The 17,306-nt window shown below is 48.9% G+C and carries 14 protein-coding genes; 6 read left to right on the forward strand and 8 right to left on the reverse strand.

The genetic code is table 11. The annotated features are described in order from the left end of the window. Positions 1 to 607 precede the first annotated feature (607 nt). The 6 genes from ACR6HW_RS11005 to hypB all read right to left on the reverse strand — a co-directional run bounded on the left by ACR6HW_RS11005 (position 608) and on the right by hypB (position 7,568). Positions 608 to 1,834, reverse strand: a complete 1,227-nt coding sequence (locus tag ACR6HW_RS11005; protein WP_455727774.1) for a transposase — start codon at positions 1,832 to 1,834, stop codon at positions 608 to 610. A gap of 650 nt (positions 1,835 to 2,484) precedes the next feature. Further along, the gene (locus ACR6HW_RS11010) at positions 2,485 to 2,709 is read right to left on the reverse strand and encodes a hypothetical protein (RefSeq protein WP_455727775.1); all 225 of its coding nucleotides are present in this window, start codon (positions 2,707 to 2,709) and stop codon (positions 2,485 to 2,487) included. Between the two features lie 76 nt (positions 2,710 to 2,785). Further along, positions 2,786 to 3,712: a DUF5692 family protein gene (locus ACR6HW_RS11015; protein WP_455727776.1), complete on the reverse strand. Its 927-nt coding sequence runs from the start codon at positions 3,710 to 3,712 to the stop codon at positions 2,786 to 2,788. A gap of 15 nt (positions 3,713 to 3,727) precedes the next feature. After that, positions 3,728 to 4,069, reverse strand: coding sequence for a hydrogenase maturation nickel metallochaperone HypA (locus tag ACR6HW_RS11020; RefSeq protein ID WP_455727777.1), 342 nt, complete (start codon positions 4,067 to 4,069; stop codon positions 3,728 to 3,730). Between the two features lie 59 nt (positions 4,070 to 4,128). After that, positions 4,129 to 6,903, reverse strand: a complete 2,775-nt coding sequence (locus tag ACR6HW_RS11025) for an FAD-dependent oxidoreductase (RefSeq protein WP_455727778.1) — start codon at positions 6,901 to 6,903, stop codon at positions 4,129 to 4,131. A gap of 2 nt (positions 6,904 to 6,905) precedes the next feature. Continuing rightward, positions 6,906 to 7,568: a hydrogenase nickel incorporation protein HypB gene (gene hypB / locus ACR6HW_RS11030; RefSeq protein ID WP_455727779.1), complete on the reverse strand. Its 663-nt coding sequence runs from the start codon at positions 7,566 to 7,568 to the stop codon at positions 6,906 to 6,908. 652 nt (positions 7,569 to 8,220) lie between these two features. Here hypB and ACR6HW_RS11035 point away from each other — a divergent pair. The 6 genes from ACR6HW_RS11035 to ACR6HW_RS11060 all read left to right on the forward strand — a co-directional run bounded on the left by ACR6HW_RS11035 (position 8,221) and on the right by ACR6HW_RS11060 (position 14,250). Continuing rightward, positions 8,221 to 9,198, forward strand: coding sequence for a helix-turn-helix domain-containing protein (locus tag ACR6HW_RS11035; protein ID WP_455727780.1), 978 nt, complete (start codon positions 8,221 to 8,223; stop codon positions 9,196 to 9,198). Between the two features lie 10 nt (positions 9,199 to 9,208). Further along, positions 9,209 to 10,432 (forward strand): FAD-dependent oxidoreductase, encoded by a 1,224-nt coding sequence (locus tag ACR6HW_RS11040; RefSeq protein ID WP_455727781.1) that lies wholly within the window; start codon positions 9,209 to 9,211, stop codon positions 10,430 to 10,432. Between the two features lie 305 nt (positions 10,433 to 10,737). Further along, entirely contained in the window at positions 10,738 to 11,865 is a 1,128-nt protein-coding gene (locus ACR6HW_RS11045; protein WP_455727782.1) for a GGDEF domain-containing protein, read from the forward strand. Positions 11,866 to 11,960: 95 nt separating this feature from the next. Further along, positions 11,961 to 12,230 (forward strand): hypothetical protein, encoded by a 270-nt coding sequence (locus ACR6HW_RS11050; protein WP_455727783.1) that lies wholly within the window; start codon positions 11,961 to 11,963, stop codon positions 12,228 to 12,230. A gap of 248 nt (positions 12,231 to 12,478) precedes the next feature. Then, positions 12,479 to 13,726 (forward strand): hypothetical protein, encoded by a 1,248-nt coding sequence (locus ACR6HW_RS11055; protein WP_455727784.1) that lies wholly within the window; start codon positions 12,479 to 12,481, stop codon positions 13,724 to 13,726. A gap of 11 nt (positions 13,727 to 13,737) precedes the next feature. After that, the gene (locus tag ACR6HW_RS11060) at positions 13,738 to 14,250 is read left to right on the forward strand and encodes a hypothetical protein (protein WP_455727785.1); all 513 of its coding nucleotides are present in this window, start codon (positions 13,738 to 13,740) and stop codon (positions 14,248 to 14,250) included. Between the two features lie 520 nt (positions 14,251 to 14,770). On the opposite strand, the gene ACR6HW_RS11065 is transcribed toward ACR6HW_RS11060, so the two are convergent. After that, complete coding sequence (locus ACR6HW_RS11065; protein ID WP_455727786.1) at positions 14,771 to 15,046, reverse strand: hypothetical protein; 276 nt, start codon at positions 15,044 to 15,046, stop codon at positions 14,771 to 14,773. Between the two features lie 134 nt (positions 15,047 to 15,180). Then, positions 15,181 to 17,220, reverse strand: coding sequence for a methyl-accepting chemotaxis protein (locus tag ACR6HW_RS11070; RefSeq protein ID WP_455727787.1), 2,040 nt, complete (start codon positions 17,218 to 17,220; stop codon positions 15,181 to 15,183). Positions 17,221 to 17,306: the final 86 nt, after the last annotated feature.

The following is a 17,306-nucleotide window of genomic DNA, read 5'->3' on the forward strand; positions in this document are numbered from 1 at the left end:
TTTAAAGTTGTTTGCATCTGCACGTATACCCAGCTGTCGTGTGTTTAATCCCATTTACGAAAATTTATTTTAAAATATGCTTTTGGGGACGGTTCTTTTGAGACAGAATCCTATAAAATTTACCATTTGTGTAAAAATGGCGAGGCGTTTACCGGTATTTGATGTAAGCGGATTTAGGACGTGCTTTTATAGGGAGATTCGCAGTTTTTAGAACGCTTCTATGCTATGATAAAAAGCCTTTGAGAAGGTTGTTATCGGTGTATAGGGATCTGAAAGCGAAGACGCATCATGTGTCTTGGAGTCTATGTGTCTGAATATTCACAATCTTGTTGTTGAAAGGGGGTGTATGAAATGTTAAAATGTAGTAGCATCGACTTGAATTCTTTGTAGGTTCATCGAAAATATGGATTTTTAATGAGTGATGTAAACTGACGTAGAATTTGGGGTGGGAAAGTTGAGTCAACTCAATTAAAGTTGGAGGTGAAAATTTTATGAAAGAAACATTTACTTGAGACTCTTGCATAATTAACTCGATAATTTGAGAAAAAGGCTTAATCCTAAGTAACAGCCCCTGCCATGCTTTCAAATTTCAATCTTTTGTTGTTCATTATGCTACTAAGAGTTCCTCATTTCTGTTTACTTTAACTTTTGAAGCGATGGTTCCTGCAACCAACGCAATGCAATTTAACAACGCATGAACAGTTGCTTTCTTGATACCTTTAGACCGGATTGAATTCAAATTTAAAATCGTCTTTAGTCGACCGTTGCAACGTTCAACAGAAGTTCGCTTGTTGTATAGAGTCTTCCATTGATCAGATGATCTTAACGGATATCCGATTTGTCTTGGATTTTCTTTACGATTTATCTTGAGCGTATAACCATAATTGCTTGATGAACACCATGCACTCCCATGTGGACAGTTACATTTCCCCAGTACTTGTGGACATCTAAATTTCATGTAATCGCCGTCAATCCCCCAATAAACGAGTTTGTAACCACCAGAACAGACTGGATGAAACTCATCATCTAACCCTTCTGGGGCGGCGTGACTGCCTCTTGGGTTGTAGGCTATGATTGGAGTAGCTTCAAAGTGATTTATTACTGCATCATAGACAGAATTATAATCATATCCAGAGTCCATCGCATAGAACAATGGTCTAAACAGATCTCTATACTGCTTTAGAAACTCTTCAATCAGTGGAACTGCAATTGTTCCATCATGAACATTCGCTGGTGTTACCATAACTGAAAGTGGTAATTCACTGTATGAATCGCTCAGGATATGAAGTTTCCATCCAAACCAACGAATGTTATTACCGTGAGTATCGCGCTTCATTCCCCAGTTTGGGTTGGTGCCGTCATCTACAATATCTTTCTTTGGTTTTGAGGCTTCGAAAGCATCTACCTTAGTAGAGTCTATTGAAATATGACTACCATCAACAATTCCTAATTCTTTAGCATGAACAACTAAATCACCGAATAGTTTCAGCAACGCATCTGATTCTGACAGCTTATCTGCGAATCTGCTGAAAGTGGCTTCTGATGGTACTTTGGATAACACCTCAAAACCACAGTTATAACGTAACACTGGGTTCTCTTTCAACTGTCTCACCAACTCGCTGGTGGTCGAAATTCTCAGAATTTGCTTAGCAATTAATGCGTAAATCATCGGTGCGACTCTGTAACCTTTTGGACCTCTCAAATGACTCTGTTTAGATAATGCCGCAACCAAAGGTGAGATGTTGATCTGAGCAAGAATTAATTCCAATTTCGTTTCTTGCTGAAAGTTCATAATTTCTTCAAAGGAAAATAGACATGTTTGTCGAATATACATAAGTGGAAACTTCCTCCTTCGTTTGGATTGTGTTTGCTGCCACTTATATAATTCGACGTTTGGGGTGAAGTTTCCTTTTTGTTTCTTTAAAAACTTGTTAAATCAACGGTTATAAATTATGCAATTTTCTCACTTATTATATTGATGCAATAGTGTTTGCAGCAATCTTTGCTTTGACATTTAAGTTATTGGCGTATTTTAAGATTGATCTTAACTATATTTACATTATTATATTGACTTTAATTATTTTTGTTGCTGGTAAAATGGGATTGAAAAAATTTCTTTATAACAGAAAGAACCAACAGAGCAAAAGCGATAATTGATGCACTTCAGGGATAGGTTACAATAAACTCGACAACTGATTGTGTTAAGTGAAAAGCCATCTTTATAATAGCCGTTTTTCACGATTGTCTGATTTTGATAGTCTTCTAAAAAATTCATTTTGGCATATCACAGGTATTGGTTTATGGGGCTTTTAAAAAGAAGTTCATTGAAATTGATCTTTAATAAAAAGAGAGGTTACAAGTCGTTTTATTCCGGCTTACAACCTCTTTTATCATTTGAGTGTAAAATAAAGTCACCCCATCAAAGCGTAGGGGAGCCAATCCACTGTACGCAGCGTTGCTCAGTGGGTTTTGTGGTTTGGGTGGCTAATCGCCACGTTCAGACAGAAATTTGACCAGTCGTTCTTCTACGATGTAGGTGTAGGTCATGCCGTAGGTGGCTGTTTCAATACAGAAATCAGTCCCTTTTAGGCTGGCGACGACGAGGGTGGTGCTGTGTTGACTGAGCACCACCAGTGTTGTTGCATCTTTGATGACCCGATATTCTGTATCAAATACCAGTGTCCAGTCGCCTAAAGTGTAGAGATGCATGCTAGGCCTCCGTACAATTAAATGACAAATTAGGCGTGTAAAAAACCCCGCCAGTGTGATCCGGCGGGGCGACGTGCTACAAGTTGTTGTCCGCGATGGTACGTTTGTAAGCCGCTGTGTGTGTGTAGAGTTCTTGTTTCAGCGGGTTGATACGGCGCTTTTTCATCGTGTAGAGCATGTAGGCGAAGACGCCGACATTAAAGGCAAACGCCAGGCCGCTGACGATGAGCAGTGCCGATTCTGAGTACGTCGGCAAGATTTTGAAGTAAGATGCCGACTGATAGTCAAACGACAGTGAAAAAAGTGCGTAGAGCGACAGAATCTGTGCTCTGTGTTGAAGCCATACGCCGCGTTTGAAGACGTATTCGGCGATAATGGCGGCGATGAGGATGCCGAAACCCGCGTACATGGAACGGGTGGAGATGCAGTTGTACACGTAGGCGAAGTTCCAAAGGGTGTAGCCCACGACGTACATCCAAGTCATGTCCGGCCACACCATGTCGCGGCTGCGGTCTCTCGACACGCGAATGCCCACGAAGCCCGTTAGTGTCACAATGGTCAAAATCCCTGCGACGGCGTTGAGCAAGTTCCAAGTGCCTCCGAGAACGAGGATGCCGCCGGCATCTACTGTGAGCGTCTTGTAAGTTGCGTAGATTTCAAATTCTCTGTAAACCGCCTCGGCGATGTTCAGCGACAGGATGGTCACTGGGAAGTACGCCGCGAATTTGCGGTCGCCCAACTTGGTGAAGCGAATGAGCATAAAACCGTAGACGCCTGCCAGTGCGGAAACGACCTTAACCCAGCCAAACCACGTATTCCCCGTCGGCGAACCGAGAGGCCCCCAGAATACGCCAATGGCGAGTAGAATCGGCATCACGCAGTACACGGCGATGGAGACGCCTTTTGAACGCCTCGTTATTTCATTCACAAAAAGAAGGACAGCGATAAAACAAATTAGTGCAAAGAAGCTTTGCAAGGTGATCCCCTCATATAAAAAACCCATTGTTTACCCCTTTCTTTAATACGCCACAATCTCTTTAATATTAAATTCCTGACCGGAGAGCAGTTTGAAATCTTCGCCGCCACACGACGGACATACTTTGCGGTGTTCGACGATGTTGTACACCGCGTTGCACCCGTTGCAGCAGCCGTTTGCCGGTAGCGTGACGATTTCCAGTTGTGTCTCTTCATAAGCCGTCTCGCTGACGGCCGCCGGATAACATTCTTCGATAAATCGAGGAATTGCTTGCGACAGCTGGCCAATCTCCAGGACGATTTTATCGACTTTGGTCAGTTGGTTTTCAAGTGCGAAGTGATCCACGATTTTAATCACTTCGTAGACGATACCGAGTTCGTGCATGCTTTAACTCTCTTTCATAGTGGGGAAAGGCGGTGGCGCCTTTCCCTATGGGTGATGGTCTATCGCGTTTCAGAGAACGGATTGATTTTGTTCAGTGTAATTTTGGCCTTTCGGGTCAACGCCTTTTTGAGCACTGCTTTTGGCAAGTCGTCGATTTCGTAGCCTTTGACGTCGTGGACTTTCTCCAGTTTAATGGCGTCGAATTTACAGCGCAGTGTACAAGCGCCGCAACCGACACAGAGGTATTCGTCCACTTTGGTGGCGCCACAGCCGAGACAGCGCGCCGTCTCTTTTTGAATCTGCTCCTCTGTTAAGATACCGCGGAGGTCTTTGAACGTCGTTTTTGAGACCTTGCCGTCGACGTGGTCGATTCTTTGACGCGCCGTGCCGTCGTAGTCGATACCGGCATCGAGGTTGTCTTTGTCGAACATCTTGTAGGCGTGGTTGTCTCTGCCGAAAATCAGCGACTGACCGTTTTGAACGAATCGGTGAATGGAGACTGCCGCCTCTTTCCCTGCTGCAATAGCGTCGATGGCGAGTCTAGGGCCACTGGCCACGTCGCCGCCGGCGAAGATGTCTTCACGAGACGATTGCAGGGTAACTGGGTGCACGGCCACTGTGCCGCGTGGCGATAAGTCCACAGATTCGCCGGCGAGTAGGTTGCCGTAGGCAAATGTCTGTCCTACAGAGAGCAGGACGTGGTCGCATGGCACCACTTTGGTGTCGGTTTCGTCAAATATCGGGTTAAAGCGTCCTGAAGCGTCAAAAGTGGACAGGCATTTCTTGAACTCGACGCCTGTGACGCGACCGCCCTCTGTGAGGATGCGCACAGGGCCCCAAGCGTTGTGGATGCCGATTTCTTCTTCCAGTGCTTCGTCGACTTCTTCTTTGTGTGCCGGCATGTGGTCTCTCGCCTCTAGGCAATAGAGGTCTGTTTGAGACACGCTGTCGAGACGGGTGGCGCTACGTGCCACATCGATGGCCACGTTGCCGCCGCCGATGACCACGACTTTTCCGGTGACGCCGGTGTCTTCGCCGAGGTTGAGTTTTCTGAGGAAGTCCACACCGCTGAACACGGCGTCTGCGTCTTCCCCTTCGATGCCCAGCGCTCTGCCGGACTGCGCGCCAATGGCGATGTAGAACGCGTCGAACCCTCTTTTTCTCAGGTCTTTAAGGGTCACGTCGACGCCCACTTCCACACCGGTTTCAAAAGTGACGCCCATCTCTCGAATGACGTCGATTTCCGCTTCGAGCACGTCTTTTTCAAGTCGGTAAGAGGGGATGCCCAGTGTGAGCATGCCGCCCATGCGCTTTTCTTTTTCGAAGATGGTCACATCGTAGCCGTCCAGTGCCAAGTCGTAGGCACAAGTGAGCCCCGATGGGCCAGAGCCGATAATGGCGATTTTCTTATCGCTGTAGTCGTGGCGCTTTTTAGGAATAAATCGCGTCCCTGTTTCAAGGTCTTTTTCGGCGATAAATTTCTTGATGTCGTCCACTGCCACGGCTTCGTCGATGTCGCCGCGGGTACAGTCTTCTTCGCACAGTCTCGGACAGATACGGCCGCAGACAGCAGGCAGTGGGTTGTGCTTTTTAATCAGTTCAAGGGCTTCGGTGTACTTGCCTTGAGACGCCAGTTTGACGTAGCCCTGTACCGGAATATGTGCCGGACACTTGGTGATACAAGGTGCCGTACCGGAATCGAGGGTATTTTTGCGGTTGACGCGGTAGTCGCTGTTCCACTTGTCTTCTTCCCACGCGCTGTTTCGCGGCGTCACTTTGGTCACGGTTTCGTCCAGCGGCGTCTTTGAACAGAGCTTTTGACCGAGGCGCAGAGCGTTGGTCGGACACACGTCTACACATTCGCCACAGGCGACGCACTTGCTCTCGTCCACCACCGACTTGTAGTTGGAACGCACGATGTCGTTGTTGAGGTACTCGTTGGCCAAACGCATGGCGTAGCAGCCGCAGCCGCAGCAGTTGCAGATGGCGTGTGTGTGTCCCGGTGAGTCGAGGTTGGGAATGGAGTGCATCAGGCCGTTGTCTTCCGCTCTGCGGATGATTTCGTAGGCTTCTTCCCTTGTGATTTCACGGCCTCTGCCGGTTTTAATATAGTATTCCGCCGCGTGGCCCAGCTGGATGCACATCTCTTCTTTTAAGTGACCGCAACCTTCGCCCATGGCCTCTCTCGACGTTCTGCACGAACAGTCGGATACAGAGAAGACGTCGGATTCTTCAAGGTGTTTTGAAAGTTCTTCGTAAGACGCTTTGCGCGAGTTGCCGTCGATGGAGCGTTCAATAGGTAAAACGCGCATCGGGCCGGCGCCGATGGGCATAATGCCGGCGGCCATAGGGCCCTTTTTGCTGCCGAAGTAGTAGAAGGCCTCAGCCACTTCCGGGTGCTTTGCCACCAGTTCTCTGTTGTTGTTAATCATCTCGAGGTGGCCCGGTACGAAGATGTCGTGCCAGTACATGTCCACGCCGTCGACAGTGTTCCAGAACGTCACCCCTGTCCACGCCAAGTGATCGAGGGCCTTTTTAACTTTGTTTAGCGGCTCCCCGGCGGCTTTGGCAATGGCCTCGGCGCTCATTTTTTCTCTAAACGCCACATGGAGGGCGATTTTTGCCTGATACGGTGTGAGAATCGGCTCCAGCGCGTAGTATTCCGGTCCGAATGGAATGGCCTCGCGGCTGCTGCCCGCTTTGGTTCTGCCGATTTTATTGGCAAGATCGAGAATTTCCTGACGGTAAGGTCTACCGTCGACATCTGCCCAATTCAGCGCAAAGTTAAAGCGCTCGGATTTGTTGAAGTTGGTTTTTTGTTGATTTTTAGCCATGGTTACCCCCGCCCCATTTGTTTTTTAATCCAGTTTGCCCAGACGTCTATGCCTTCGCCGGTCTTCGCTGAAATCGCAAAGATTTCAATGTCTGGGTTCAATTTGCGCACGCGCTTTTCCAGCAGCGGCATGTCGAAGTCAAAGTGCTCGATGGTGTCCACTTTGTTAATGAGCAGTGCGTCGACTTTTGCAAAGATCATCGGGTACTTCAGCGGCTTGTCGTCGCCTTCCGGTACGCTGAGTATGGCGATGTTCTTCATCGCGCCCGTGTCGTAGCCCACCGGACAGATGAGGTTGCCGATGTTTTCGAGAAACACCAGATCCAAATCGTCGATGCCCAGTTCGTCAATACCGGCACGAGTCATTGTAGCGTCCAAATGGCACAACCCGCCAGTGTGCATTTGAACCGCTTTTGCCCCTGCCGCTTGGACGGTCTTGGCGTCTACGTCGGAATCCACGTCGGCTTCGATGACGCCGACGGCCATGTCGCTTTTCAGCGCTTCAATGGTGCGCACCAAAGTCGTGGTCTTGCCGCTGCCCGGCGACGACATGACGTTGATTAAAAAGGCGTTCTTTTCGCGCAGTGCCGCTCGGCTTTCGTCGGCTACTTTTTTGTTGTCTTCATGAATGTTCTTTTGGATTGAAAAAATTTTGAGTTCACTCACACGGTCACCCCTCTCCTAAATACAAGAAACACTAGTGTCCTGTAGCGTTGAGATTTAATTAAAAATGTCAGATAGTCTGTATCAGTGCAAGGCAAAAGATCGACGACAATGCGGGACATTGTCGAGAGATTTTAACGCCGCAATGATGCAGAGTAGATGAGCAGTTTTTTTAATTATGAACGCTACAGGACACTAGCATATACCCTCTATAGAAACAGCCCGTACGGCATGGTCGCCGTCAAAAAGGATTTAAAAAGCCCCAATCGTCGACTGTTTTTATCAATAAGTTTTATTCGGCGGCCTTCGCGATGACAAACAGCCCGCCGGCAACTGACTTTGTGGATTTTTTTACAGGGCAGAACCACTTCTCAACTTGAAAAATCGGTTCTGTTACGGTGATTATAACAAGCCGATTTTTCAGTGGCAACAGACGCCAACAGGTAAATTTAAGCCCCTTTTTACTTTGGCAAAGTGTTTACAAGTGTACGCATTGATAAACATTGGGAAAACGTGCGATTTCTTTGCGTTTTGGTCACAAACTGTTAACAGAAAGCTAAAGTAAAATAATTTTTTCACAAACGTTCTCATGTTGTGGAAATGCAGTATCCATGTTAAACTTTTCATAAAGTTAGGCACGCGAAAGGGGGGCGCCGTGAACCGAGAACAGAAGTTTAAAATTATCGCCGAAGGCCAGAAATTTGGCGTCTCGGAGACTTGTCGTCAGTACGGGATTTCGAGGACGCTTTACTACCGTTGGTTGAACCGCTACAAGTCCGGCGGTATCGAGGGACTCGACCCCGTCAAAAAGCAGTTTACGCCGGTGAATAAGACGGGTCGAGACGCGGTGGAGAGCATTTTAACGCTTGTGAAGATTTACCCGAAACGCGGGCCTAGAGAGCTGAAATTCTTGCTGGAGGAGTTCGGGTGTCACATGAGCGAATCGGCAGTTTACAATGTGTTAAAGCGCCACAATTTGTCCACGAGAGATCGGCGCCTAAAGTTTTCGAGAAAGAAACCACCTGCTGCCCGTGCGCCGCTGCCCGATTTCGGCACAATGGCCAGTGGGGAATGCTGGCTCTTTTGGGCGACGCCGTACGGCAAGTTTGAAACATCCGGCACAATTTACGAGTACACGATTTTCGACTGTAAGAGCAAAATCGCCTGCTCCAGACTCTATCAGGAGCTGTCGTTTGAGAACTTCGAGGACTTGCTCACTGCTGTGGCCATGCCGGTTGCGCAAGGCCTCGATTTCAATATTAAACACCTGTGCTTTTTTGAAGACGACCAGCGGAACAAGCAGGCTTTTTTAGACGGCGTACAGAAAACGCTTCAGGCGGGGGGCTACGACAGCGCCATCCACTTGTTGAAAGACGCCGACGTACCGAAGGGCGTCGGGCAACTCCGCGAGGGCTACACCCGCTACTGTCTGACATTTTTAATGCCCTTTGTGCAGTCGGGGATGGCGTTTGCGGGGCTGAAGATGCTTTTGCAAAAACATATTCGCGATTACAACCTGCACCATGTGTTCGACTACGATGGGCAGATGTGTTCGCCACTGGAATACCATATGAACGCCACAGGTAGCGACATGATTTTGCCGCTCTGGGCGTATATCGACCGTTTGTACTAAGGGGGGTTACATGCGTGTAGCGATTATAGGGGCCGGGTTCAGCGGAATGCTCGCCGCGTACCTGCTTGAAAAAAAGGGCGTTGAAGTGACGGTTTTCGAAAAAGAGGAGCAAATCGGCGGACATTTCCGCACGCTGGTGAGCAAAGATCTGTACGTGGAGCTCGGCACGGTTTTTTGCTTTGGCGAGCAGATTAAGGAGCTGTTGTTGGAACTGGATGTGCGCTATTCTGAGCGCTACACGTATCGAAACTTTGTCGATGCGCATTATGAAAAGGTCGAACACCTGTCGCACGAGGAGGTGGCGATTCTAATTGAGGAGCTTTCGAGATTGGAAGGGCTGTTGCAAGCCTATTGCCCGGGAGACAAGTGCTTAAACTACGGAGAGATTCACGAGGACTTGCTGTTGCCTCTCAGCGATTTTTTAAAGTTTCACAATTTGGAGACCATTCGCGAGGTGTTGGCGCCGCCGCTGTCGTCGTACGGTTTCGGCAATCTCGAGTCGCTTCAGGCGTACTACGCGTTTAATGTGTTCACCCTCGAGACGATTTATTCGTTTATCAAGGGCGACAAGCTCTTGTTTGTGGACGAGGGGGTGTCCACGGTGATTCACAAGCTCAGTCAAAACATCTCGGACATCCGTTACTCTATTGAAGTGAAAAACATTGAGCCGGTAGGTGACGCGGTAAAGGTGGAGACGGATTTCGGCTTCGAGTGTTACGACAAGGTGTTGATTACGACGAAGCTTCCGAGGGATGTTATCAAGGACGCGCTGTACAACGAGTTGATGAAAAAAATCGATACGAATCCCTATGTGACCTGTGCTTACGAGGTGAAGGGCAAGAACATCGTCACCACGTATTACAAGCAACATCTCGGGCAAAAGGGCAAGATTCAGTTTTTTCACACATACAAGCAAAAGGACAAGACGATTTTGGTGGCCTACGCCTACGGCACGGCTGAGGTGGATCTCGTCAACGGCATTACGGAGGACATTCGGCGCACGGGGATTGAGGTGAAGCATCTGATTACAGCGAAACAGTGGTACATATTCCCGCATCTAAAGCGCGGCAATTTGACGCCTCAGTTTTACGCGGATATTGAGAAACGCCAAAAGACCAGCAACATCTGTCTTATCGGTTCGCTCGTGTCGAAGCCGTCGTTTTCAAATCTGTATGTGTCGATTAAACGATTTATTGGGGACGGTTCTTTTGAGACGGAAAAACCTAATATTTGACAAAAAAGACATCTGCAGAAGGTGGGCAGTCGGTTTAAATAAAGAACCGTCCCCAAGTGGTTGCAAGGTGTGACACGTTTTCACTTGGCTAAATGTCCGGTTGTTTGCACATTGAGCGGGTGGTGTCTTTGGCGGCTACCGTGAAGCGGCAGAAGGCTGTGTAAAAACGGCGCAAAATAGCCGAATGCCTTGATTTGTGGAAGGCAGAGAGGTGTCCCTAAAGGCACAATCCGTGGTTTTGAGTGGTGTGCACCACATGAGGGTGGCGTTAAAATCTCAACGCGACCGGACACTAGACTTTTTTTATGACAGCTATGGAATCCCTCTACACGGCAGTTCCAAAGGTGTGTAAACTGCCGATTTATGGGTATTTATGTCACTATATATTTAAACCTATAGAGGGGAGAACGGGCATGTACCGGGAGATTGAAGTTAAGTTTTTAAAGCGCGTGTTGCTGTTTGCCATGGGGCTATCGTTTTTAAATATGGTGGTGAATACGCTGATTCACTTTCCCATGCAGGTGAACATCAAATGGGGGATATTATTTTTGGCTTCTGCTGTGACGTTGGGGGCGGTGGTGTCCTCTGAAAAAAGGCGGTGGGTGGTACTCGGGTACTTTGTCTTGGTTATCACGGTTTTTTTGCCTTTCGGCTATGTGGATTCCGGTGGGACGGCCAACAACACCATCGGCTACATTTTTTTGATTTTGCTCGCCATTACGTATATTTTTAGAGGGCGTCAGCGGCTTTTTTTGGTGTTGACGCTGATTGCGGTGTTTGTGGCTGTACAGGTGGTGGAATACCGGTATCCGGAACTTATTGCCGTCCACGGGGCGCAGACGCAGTTTGCCGATCGGTTGATTCAGATCCCGCTGATTCTGTTGACGGCCTACTTGATTATCGTGTATTTTGCAAAGGATTACGAGCGGGTTAACGCGGCGCTTGACAAGGCGGCACACTACGATGCGCTCACGGGACTGCACAACAGGCGGGCGTTTAATGAACACCTGGCGATACTTGAGGAATCGGCGGAGACGCGGTATTTGGTGCTGATGGATCTCGACAATTTTAAAAGCCTTAACGACAACCACGGGCACCATGTGGGCGACGCGTTTTTGGTTCGGTTCAGCAGACTGCTTCAAACGCATTTTTCGGTGGATGAAAATCTGCTGGCGCGATGGGGCGGCGACGAGTTCGCAGTGGTTTTTACAGGTGAGGAGAAGGAGCTGTTAAAGCGCCTCTGTGCGGTTAAGGCGGGGTTTGAACGCGAGGCCTCGACATACGAATCCGGTGTCAGTGTGAGTTACGGCTATGTGCGCATTGAGCCGGAAGCGGCTATGTCCGCTGTGCTCATTCAAGCGGATACGCTGTTGTACGCGCACAAGAGGGACGGTTCTTTTGTGTCGGAATCTCCTTTTATTTTCCAAAAATAGAAAATGAATAAGGCGCGTGTATTTTCTTACGAAGACTTTACACAGTGCCCTAATGCGTTTAACAAGCATCGGCTATGCTAGAGGTGGATAAGGTTTTGTGCATAGGAGGTGTTGTTATCTGTAAATCTGATTTTGTGGTGAAGCAAACATCTAGGGATTGGGTTGTGCGCCGAAAGGGCACCGACAGACATGGACATTATAAGACGATGCAGGGCTGTGTAAAGATTATCGAGCTGTTGTGCGCCAACAGACTGCCGCTAAAAAAGTACCATCGCGACTGTGCGCGGCGCCTATTGACAGAAGAGGAGTTTTCAAGACTGAAAAGTGGTCATAAGCAGAAATACTACAACCGTTCTCGACTTTAGGGGACGGTTCTTTTGTGTCGATAAACACTGAAATTGACCATTCTAAAAGGCGCTGTCCTATTGGTGTGGCTTTTTGCGCTAAATATTGACAAAAAGTAATAAAATGTTAGACTAGTAAGTGAGAAAACAGGCAATACACCTGTATACATATGAACGATGCGACAATTGATTCAGCCCAATCCACCTGTTTTCACTGTTGGTAAAGTCCGGATATCCGGACGCAATTTGGACGTTAATGGAGGGCAATAATGAAAAAAGTGGCAAGTGTTTTACTCGTTGTGTGCTTACTCGCTGCGATGATTCCGACGGCGTTTGCACAACCGAGGGACAAAGAAGTAATTCTGACAGCGTATGTGGAAAATCTCAGTGCCGACAGCGCCAGTTTAAAGACGCAGACATTGGACGGTGATAGGTACGCGGCGAAGTCTCAAAATGTACGCCTGTCTTATCGCGACGGCGTTTTAAACGCGCAGGGCAAAATTAAAGGGCTCAATAAGAAATTTGATATTCAAGCATCGGCAAAAAATACGGCCAGTGCGGGCTTAGTGGCCTTTGAGGGCTCCGATCGCCATAAGAATTTTGAAGTGATACATATGGCGTATTCCCAGCGCATTGCGGATACGGCGTTGTACCACGATGGGATGAAACGGGTATCGCCGGAGGCGTCGGTTTTAAAGCTCTATTTGAAGGCGCCAGGTGAGAACGCGTTGGCAGTTGTGGAGATTTTCAATCCGGCGGCTTTGGACCGCAGCGATTTGATGCGTGAAAAGCGCGCGCTGCCAATGGATGAGAACGCGGCGTTCTGGTACTCGAAGGTGTTTGCTGCTGAGGCGGAGGAGTTGCCGTCGCTGGCGCGCACGAAACATAACAACGACGGCACGTACCGCTACACGTTTGAGCATTTGGGTGGCAAGGTCTACCACAACATGACGTTGAGGCGCGAGGTGACGGTGCCGCAAAATCTATACGGTCAGGCGGATTTCGGCACGGTCCTGGAAGTGGTTAAGGAATGGTCGACGAGTACGGATTTTCCGGATCAAAACACGGACAACTCTTGTTTTTCTGTGAGCGATGTGAAGATTGAAATCGGCACGGGCGCATACGATTACATCGAGTCGTATCAGATTACGGGTACGGTGCATACGTCGTGGTCGGTGGATGTGAGTTTGGATTTCGATACGTCTATTCCGATTTACGGTCCTGTGAGCCTCGGTCTCAACTACACGAAGTCGGATCCGAGTGCTAAAATCAGCAACGATTTTTTCGACCTCAGCGGCATGCCGCGGGCGGCGCTTTCTTCTCTTGAATCGAACAAGCGACTGGAGAGCAAGGGGCACAAGTACTCGACGTGGTGGCGCATCAGCAAGCAGGACAGCACGACGCGCACCAACGATTTTAAAGTGCGTTTTTACTACGATCTCTCCAACATCTACGATTACACTTGGGGCGGTCCGAGAACGTTGACGAAGACGTATTCTTACACATCTAACAACTAGAGAGGTGCTGTATGAAACAGAACAAGTTTTTATGGGTGGTGGTGCTGATACTGGCACTTGCGGTGGTGTACCTCGTCTACGATAAGATGCTCGTACAGACGGCGGTGTACACAGAGGCACTGGACGACTTTAGAAGTCAAACGGTTCGCCTTTCAGATGCTGCCAAGGCACCGGAAGAGGCGCAGGCTATTGAGGCACTTGAAGTGGAACTCGCAGTGATGCGCGAGGTGATTGGGCGCGTGTACGACGCGGGTCTCGAAGCGGAGTGGGATGCCCTTCAGGAAATGACCATTGCCTACGAATACTATGTGAGTGACCTCAAGTCCGGCGCTGTTGACAGAGGTGAGGCTTTGAAACTGCTGGAAAGGGATTTTTCAAGTATGACGGCACTCATTGACACACCTGTAAAAATGACGTCTAGAAGGGCCCTCAGAGCGGCGCTTTCTAAGGTTTTGCTGGAGAGCGACAAGGTGGAACCGGTAGAGGCGGTGATGCAGGCGCATACGTACTTTAGAATGCAATAAAGGGGGACGGTTCTTTTGTGCCGAAAAACCCTAATATTTAACAACTGTAAAAGGGGAGAACAAGCTTGTACAAACGGCCGTTCCCCCAAGCAATAGCAAGGTGTAGCGTGTTTTCAATGAGTCGAACGCTCAGCCGGATGGGCACTTTTAGCGGTGCGCATCTACGACAGCTGCGTTAGTCCGTATGATAACGACATCAAAACGACATGAAAACGACGTAAAAACGGTTCAAAACGTTCTAAACCCTCAATATGGGGTGCAGTGGCGAAGGCCCGAGAGGTGTCCCCAAAGGCACGCCGGTGAAACTGCAAACGCGCCTTACAAGGCGGCCGCGGAGGACGTTAAAAGTATACGATAAAAGGCCTAGAGCACGGTAAATCCGTGGCTTTAGGCCTTTTTTATGTGAGCGTTTACATCCCTCTATAAAGCAGCGGGTTTTCCGCGGCAAAGGGCGTCTGTGTTTTGGCGGCGCGAAGAGCCGGTGCTCTGCACGCCTTGAGCTTCTGTTTTCAAACCCTATTTATTTTTCGGCTTTTCCGATGATAAAGGCTTCCGCCATGAGACAGCACGATGTAATGGCAATGGCCAGGACCCAGTAGGGATCGGTTTCTATGCCGAGGGCCTCTGCGACAGCGCCTTCAAAGTAAGCGGCGGCGACGAGGGCCAGTAGCCACAACAAGGTGTTTTGAAATACGAGGGTGCGGAGTGCCTTGTTATGTCTGTTGCGGGACAGTCGGTACAGGTTGTGTCCAACTGCTATGACGACAATTGTGTAAAACAAACCGATGTATTGCATCATCACCTCCTGCGACGATGGTCGCAAGTATAGAATACCTCAAAGGGTATGGCGTGTAAAGCGTCACATCACTCTAAGGGCGCAAAAAAGCACGCGCCGAGTGAAAGCCCGATGCGTGCCTTTGATTAGACCGGTTATTCGATTTTAAATGCGCGGAGCTCGTCTTGGAGCACCTTGGCGATATCGCGGAGATCTCTGGTGTAGCTTGCGAGCAGCTCAATGCTGGCCAGCTGCTCTTCAGTGGAAGCGCTCATCTCCTCAGTGCCGGCAGAAACTTGCTGTGCCGTCGCTGTAATGGAGCTGACGAGACCGACGATTTCGTCTTTCTTACGCGACATAATCAACCCGTCCTCCTTCGTCATTTCCGTAATGTCGATGAGTTCGCTGAGACGTGTGGAAATTTGCTCAAATGCCGCACGGGTTTCCTGAACAATCGCCTCGTTGTTTTTGACGATTTGTTCAGACGATTCCGTTTCTTCCACAGCGTGCTTGGATTTTTCCTGTATCGTCATAATCTGCGAGCGAATGCTCTCAGTAGAGCCCGACGTCTGCTCGGCGAGCTTTCTGATTTCCTCGGCCACCACGGCAAACCCTTTGCCGGCTTCTCCTGCTCTTGCGGCTTCAATAGAAGCGTTGAGCGCGAGGAGGTTGGTCTGTTCTGAAATCTGATTGATGGTGTCCACAATGCTCGAAATCTCGTTGGAGCTCTTGTCCATATCGGCTGAAATGGCTTTAATCGACTGGATGGAAGTCATGCTGTCGTGGCTGTACTGGGTCAGTGCCTGAATCGTATTGGCGCCTCTTTGAGACGTTTCAAAAGCGTCCTCGGTTTTTTCGTAAATGGCGTCGGCATTTTTGAGCACTTTTTCAATTTCCTGAGCCAGCACCTTGACTTCGCCGGAAGTGCTCTCGGTGTCTCTCGCTTGAGACGCCGTCCCCTCGGTGATTTCGTTAATCGTGGTCGAGATTTCCGACAGGGCCTTAGTGGATTCCTCTGAGATGTCGACGAGGCCTTCAGACGACTGATAGAGCTTTTCAGATGATTGAATCACTGTTGTAAACACATGTTTCAGGTTGCCACTGACGGTGTTAAAAGCATCGGCAATTTGACCGATTTCATCAGACGACAGGTCTTCCATGGCCACGGTGAAGTCGCCTTCGGAGAGCGTCTGAATGTTCTGGAGTAGGTACGGGACGCGCTTCAGCGTCGAGCGGGTAATCAGGGCGATTAGGAGCACCAGTACCAAAGTGCCCACGACAAACATGGAGATGATGCCAAAGGTCAGTTCGCGCACTTGTCCGGCGATTTCCGACTGGTCGATCATGACGCCGATGGACCAACCGTTTGAGAGAATCGGCGCGTAGGCGATGTACTTGTCGGTGCCTTCAAAAGAGTACGTGGACACGCCGGTTTCTCCGGCCACCATGCGCTCTCCTGGGAGGGTGATGTCGCTGTCCAGTTGTGTGACGTTGTCGTTTAAGATGCGGTCGGGATCGGGGTGGTACACCACGGTGCCGTCGGCGGCCACGAGGATGCAGTAACCGGACTCCCCAATTTCAAAAGACGCCAGATAGCTACCGATTTCCGAGATGGTGAGGTCCATGGCGGTGTTGCCGACGACCTTGTCGCCGACTTTCAGCGGGTAGGCGATGGTAATGACCAGTGCGTCGGTAATGGCGTCGAAGTAAGGGGGCGTGTATGTAAGGCCGTCTTCTTCAATCATTTGGGTGAACCACGGTCGACCGGTGATTTCAAAATCCGGTTTCGACTGGTAGTCGGTGTTGCTGAGCACGAGGTCTGAACTTTCTACAATCCCCAGCCAAGCGATGGAAATGTTGGGATCGGTGTTTTCAATGGCGCCCATTTGTCCCGCAATTTTTTTAAACTCTGGGTGATCAAATTTGTCCTGTCGCGTTTTAATGGCATTGACAAAGTCTGTAAAATCTGGATTGAGGGCCATTTGTTCCACAATGGTACCATTTTTATCAAAAAAGGTGTTGAGCTCTCCGGCGATGTTTTCAGCTTCGTACGACAGCTCTGATTTTGCCTGTTCCGTCAACTGTTTGTGCACTTGCAGGCCGATAACGGCGCCGAGGCAGACGAAGACGATTAAGGCCACTGAGATAGATGAGATAATTAACTTTCGAGACAAACTCTTTTTAAACCAATTCATAGATGAACCTCCTTCGTTCATTGGCACAATAAAATCTACTGAATGTGATACCCGTGATTAAGCCCTGTAATCACAAGGATGGCGAT

This window comes from Fusibacter sp. JL298sf-3 (genome assembly GCF_053842995.1).

Coding starts and splice junctions, on each gene's coding strand:
- ACR6HW_RS11005 (WP_455727774.1), bottom strand. CDS start 1,834: ATGTATATTCGACAAACATGTCTATTTTCCTTTGAAGAAATTATGAAC.
- ACR6HW_RS11010 (WP_455727775.1), bottom strand. CDS start 2,709: ATGCATCTCTACACTTTAGGCGACTGGACACTGGTATTTGATACAGAA.
- ACR6HW_RS11015 (WP_455727776.1), bottom strand. CDS start 3,712: ATGGGTTTTTTATATGAGGGGATCACCTTGCAAAGCTTCTTTGCACTA.
- ACR6HW_RS11020 (WP_455727777.1), bottom strand. CDS start 4,069: ATGCACGAACTCGGTATCGTCTACGAAGTGATTAAAATCGTGGATCAC.
- ACR6HW_RS11025 (WP_455727778.1), bottom strand. CDS start 6,903: ATGGCTAAAAATCAACAAAAAACCAACTTCAACAAATCCGAGCGCTTT.
- ACR6HW_RS11040 (WP_455727781.1), top strand. CDS start 9,209: ATGCGTGTAGCGATTATAGGGGCCGGGTTCAGCGGAATGCTCGCCGCG.
- ACR6HW_RS11045 (WP_455727782.1), top strand. CDS start 10,738: ATGACAGCTATGGAATCCCTCTACACGGCAGTTCCAAAGGTGTGTAAA.
- ACR6HW_RS11055 (WP_455727784.1), top strand. CDS start 12,479: ATGAAAAAAGTGGCAAGTGTTTTACTCGTTGTGTGCTTACTCGCTGCG.
- ACR6HW_RS11060 (WP_455727785.1), top strand. CDS start 13,738: ATGAAACAGAACAAGTTTTTATGGGTGGTGGTGCTGATACTGGCACTT.
- ACR6HW_RS11065 (WP_455727786.1), bottom strand. CDS start 15,046: ATGCAATACATCGGTTTGTTTTACACAATTGTCGTCATAGCAGTTGGA.
- ACR6HW_RS11070 (WP_455727787.1), bottom strand. CDS start 17,220: ATGAATTGGTTTAAAAAGAGTTTGTCTCGAAAGTTAATTATCTCATCT.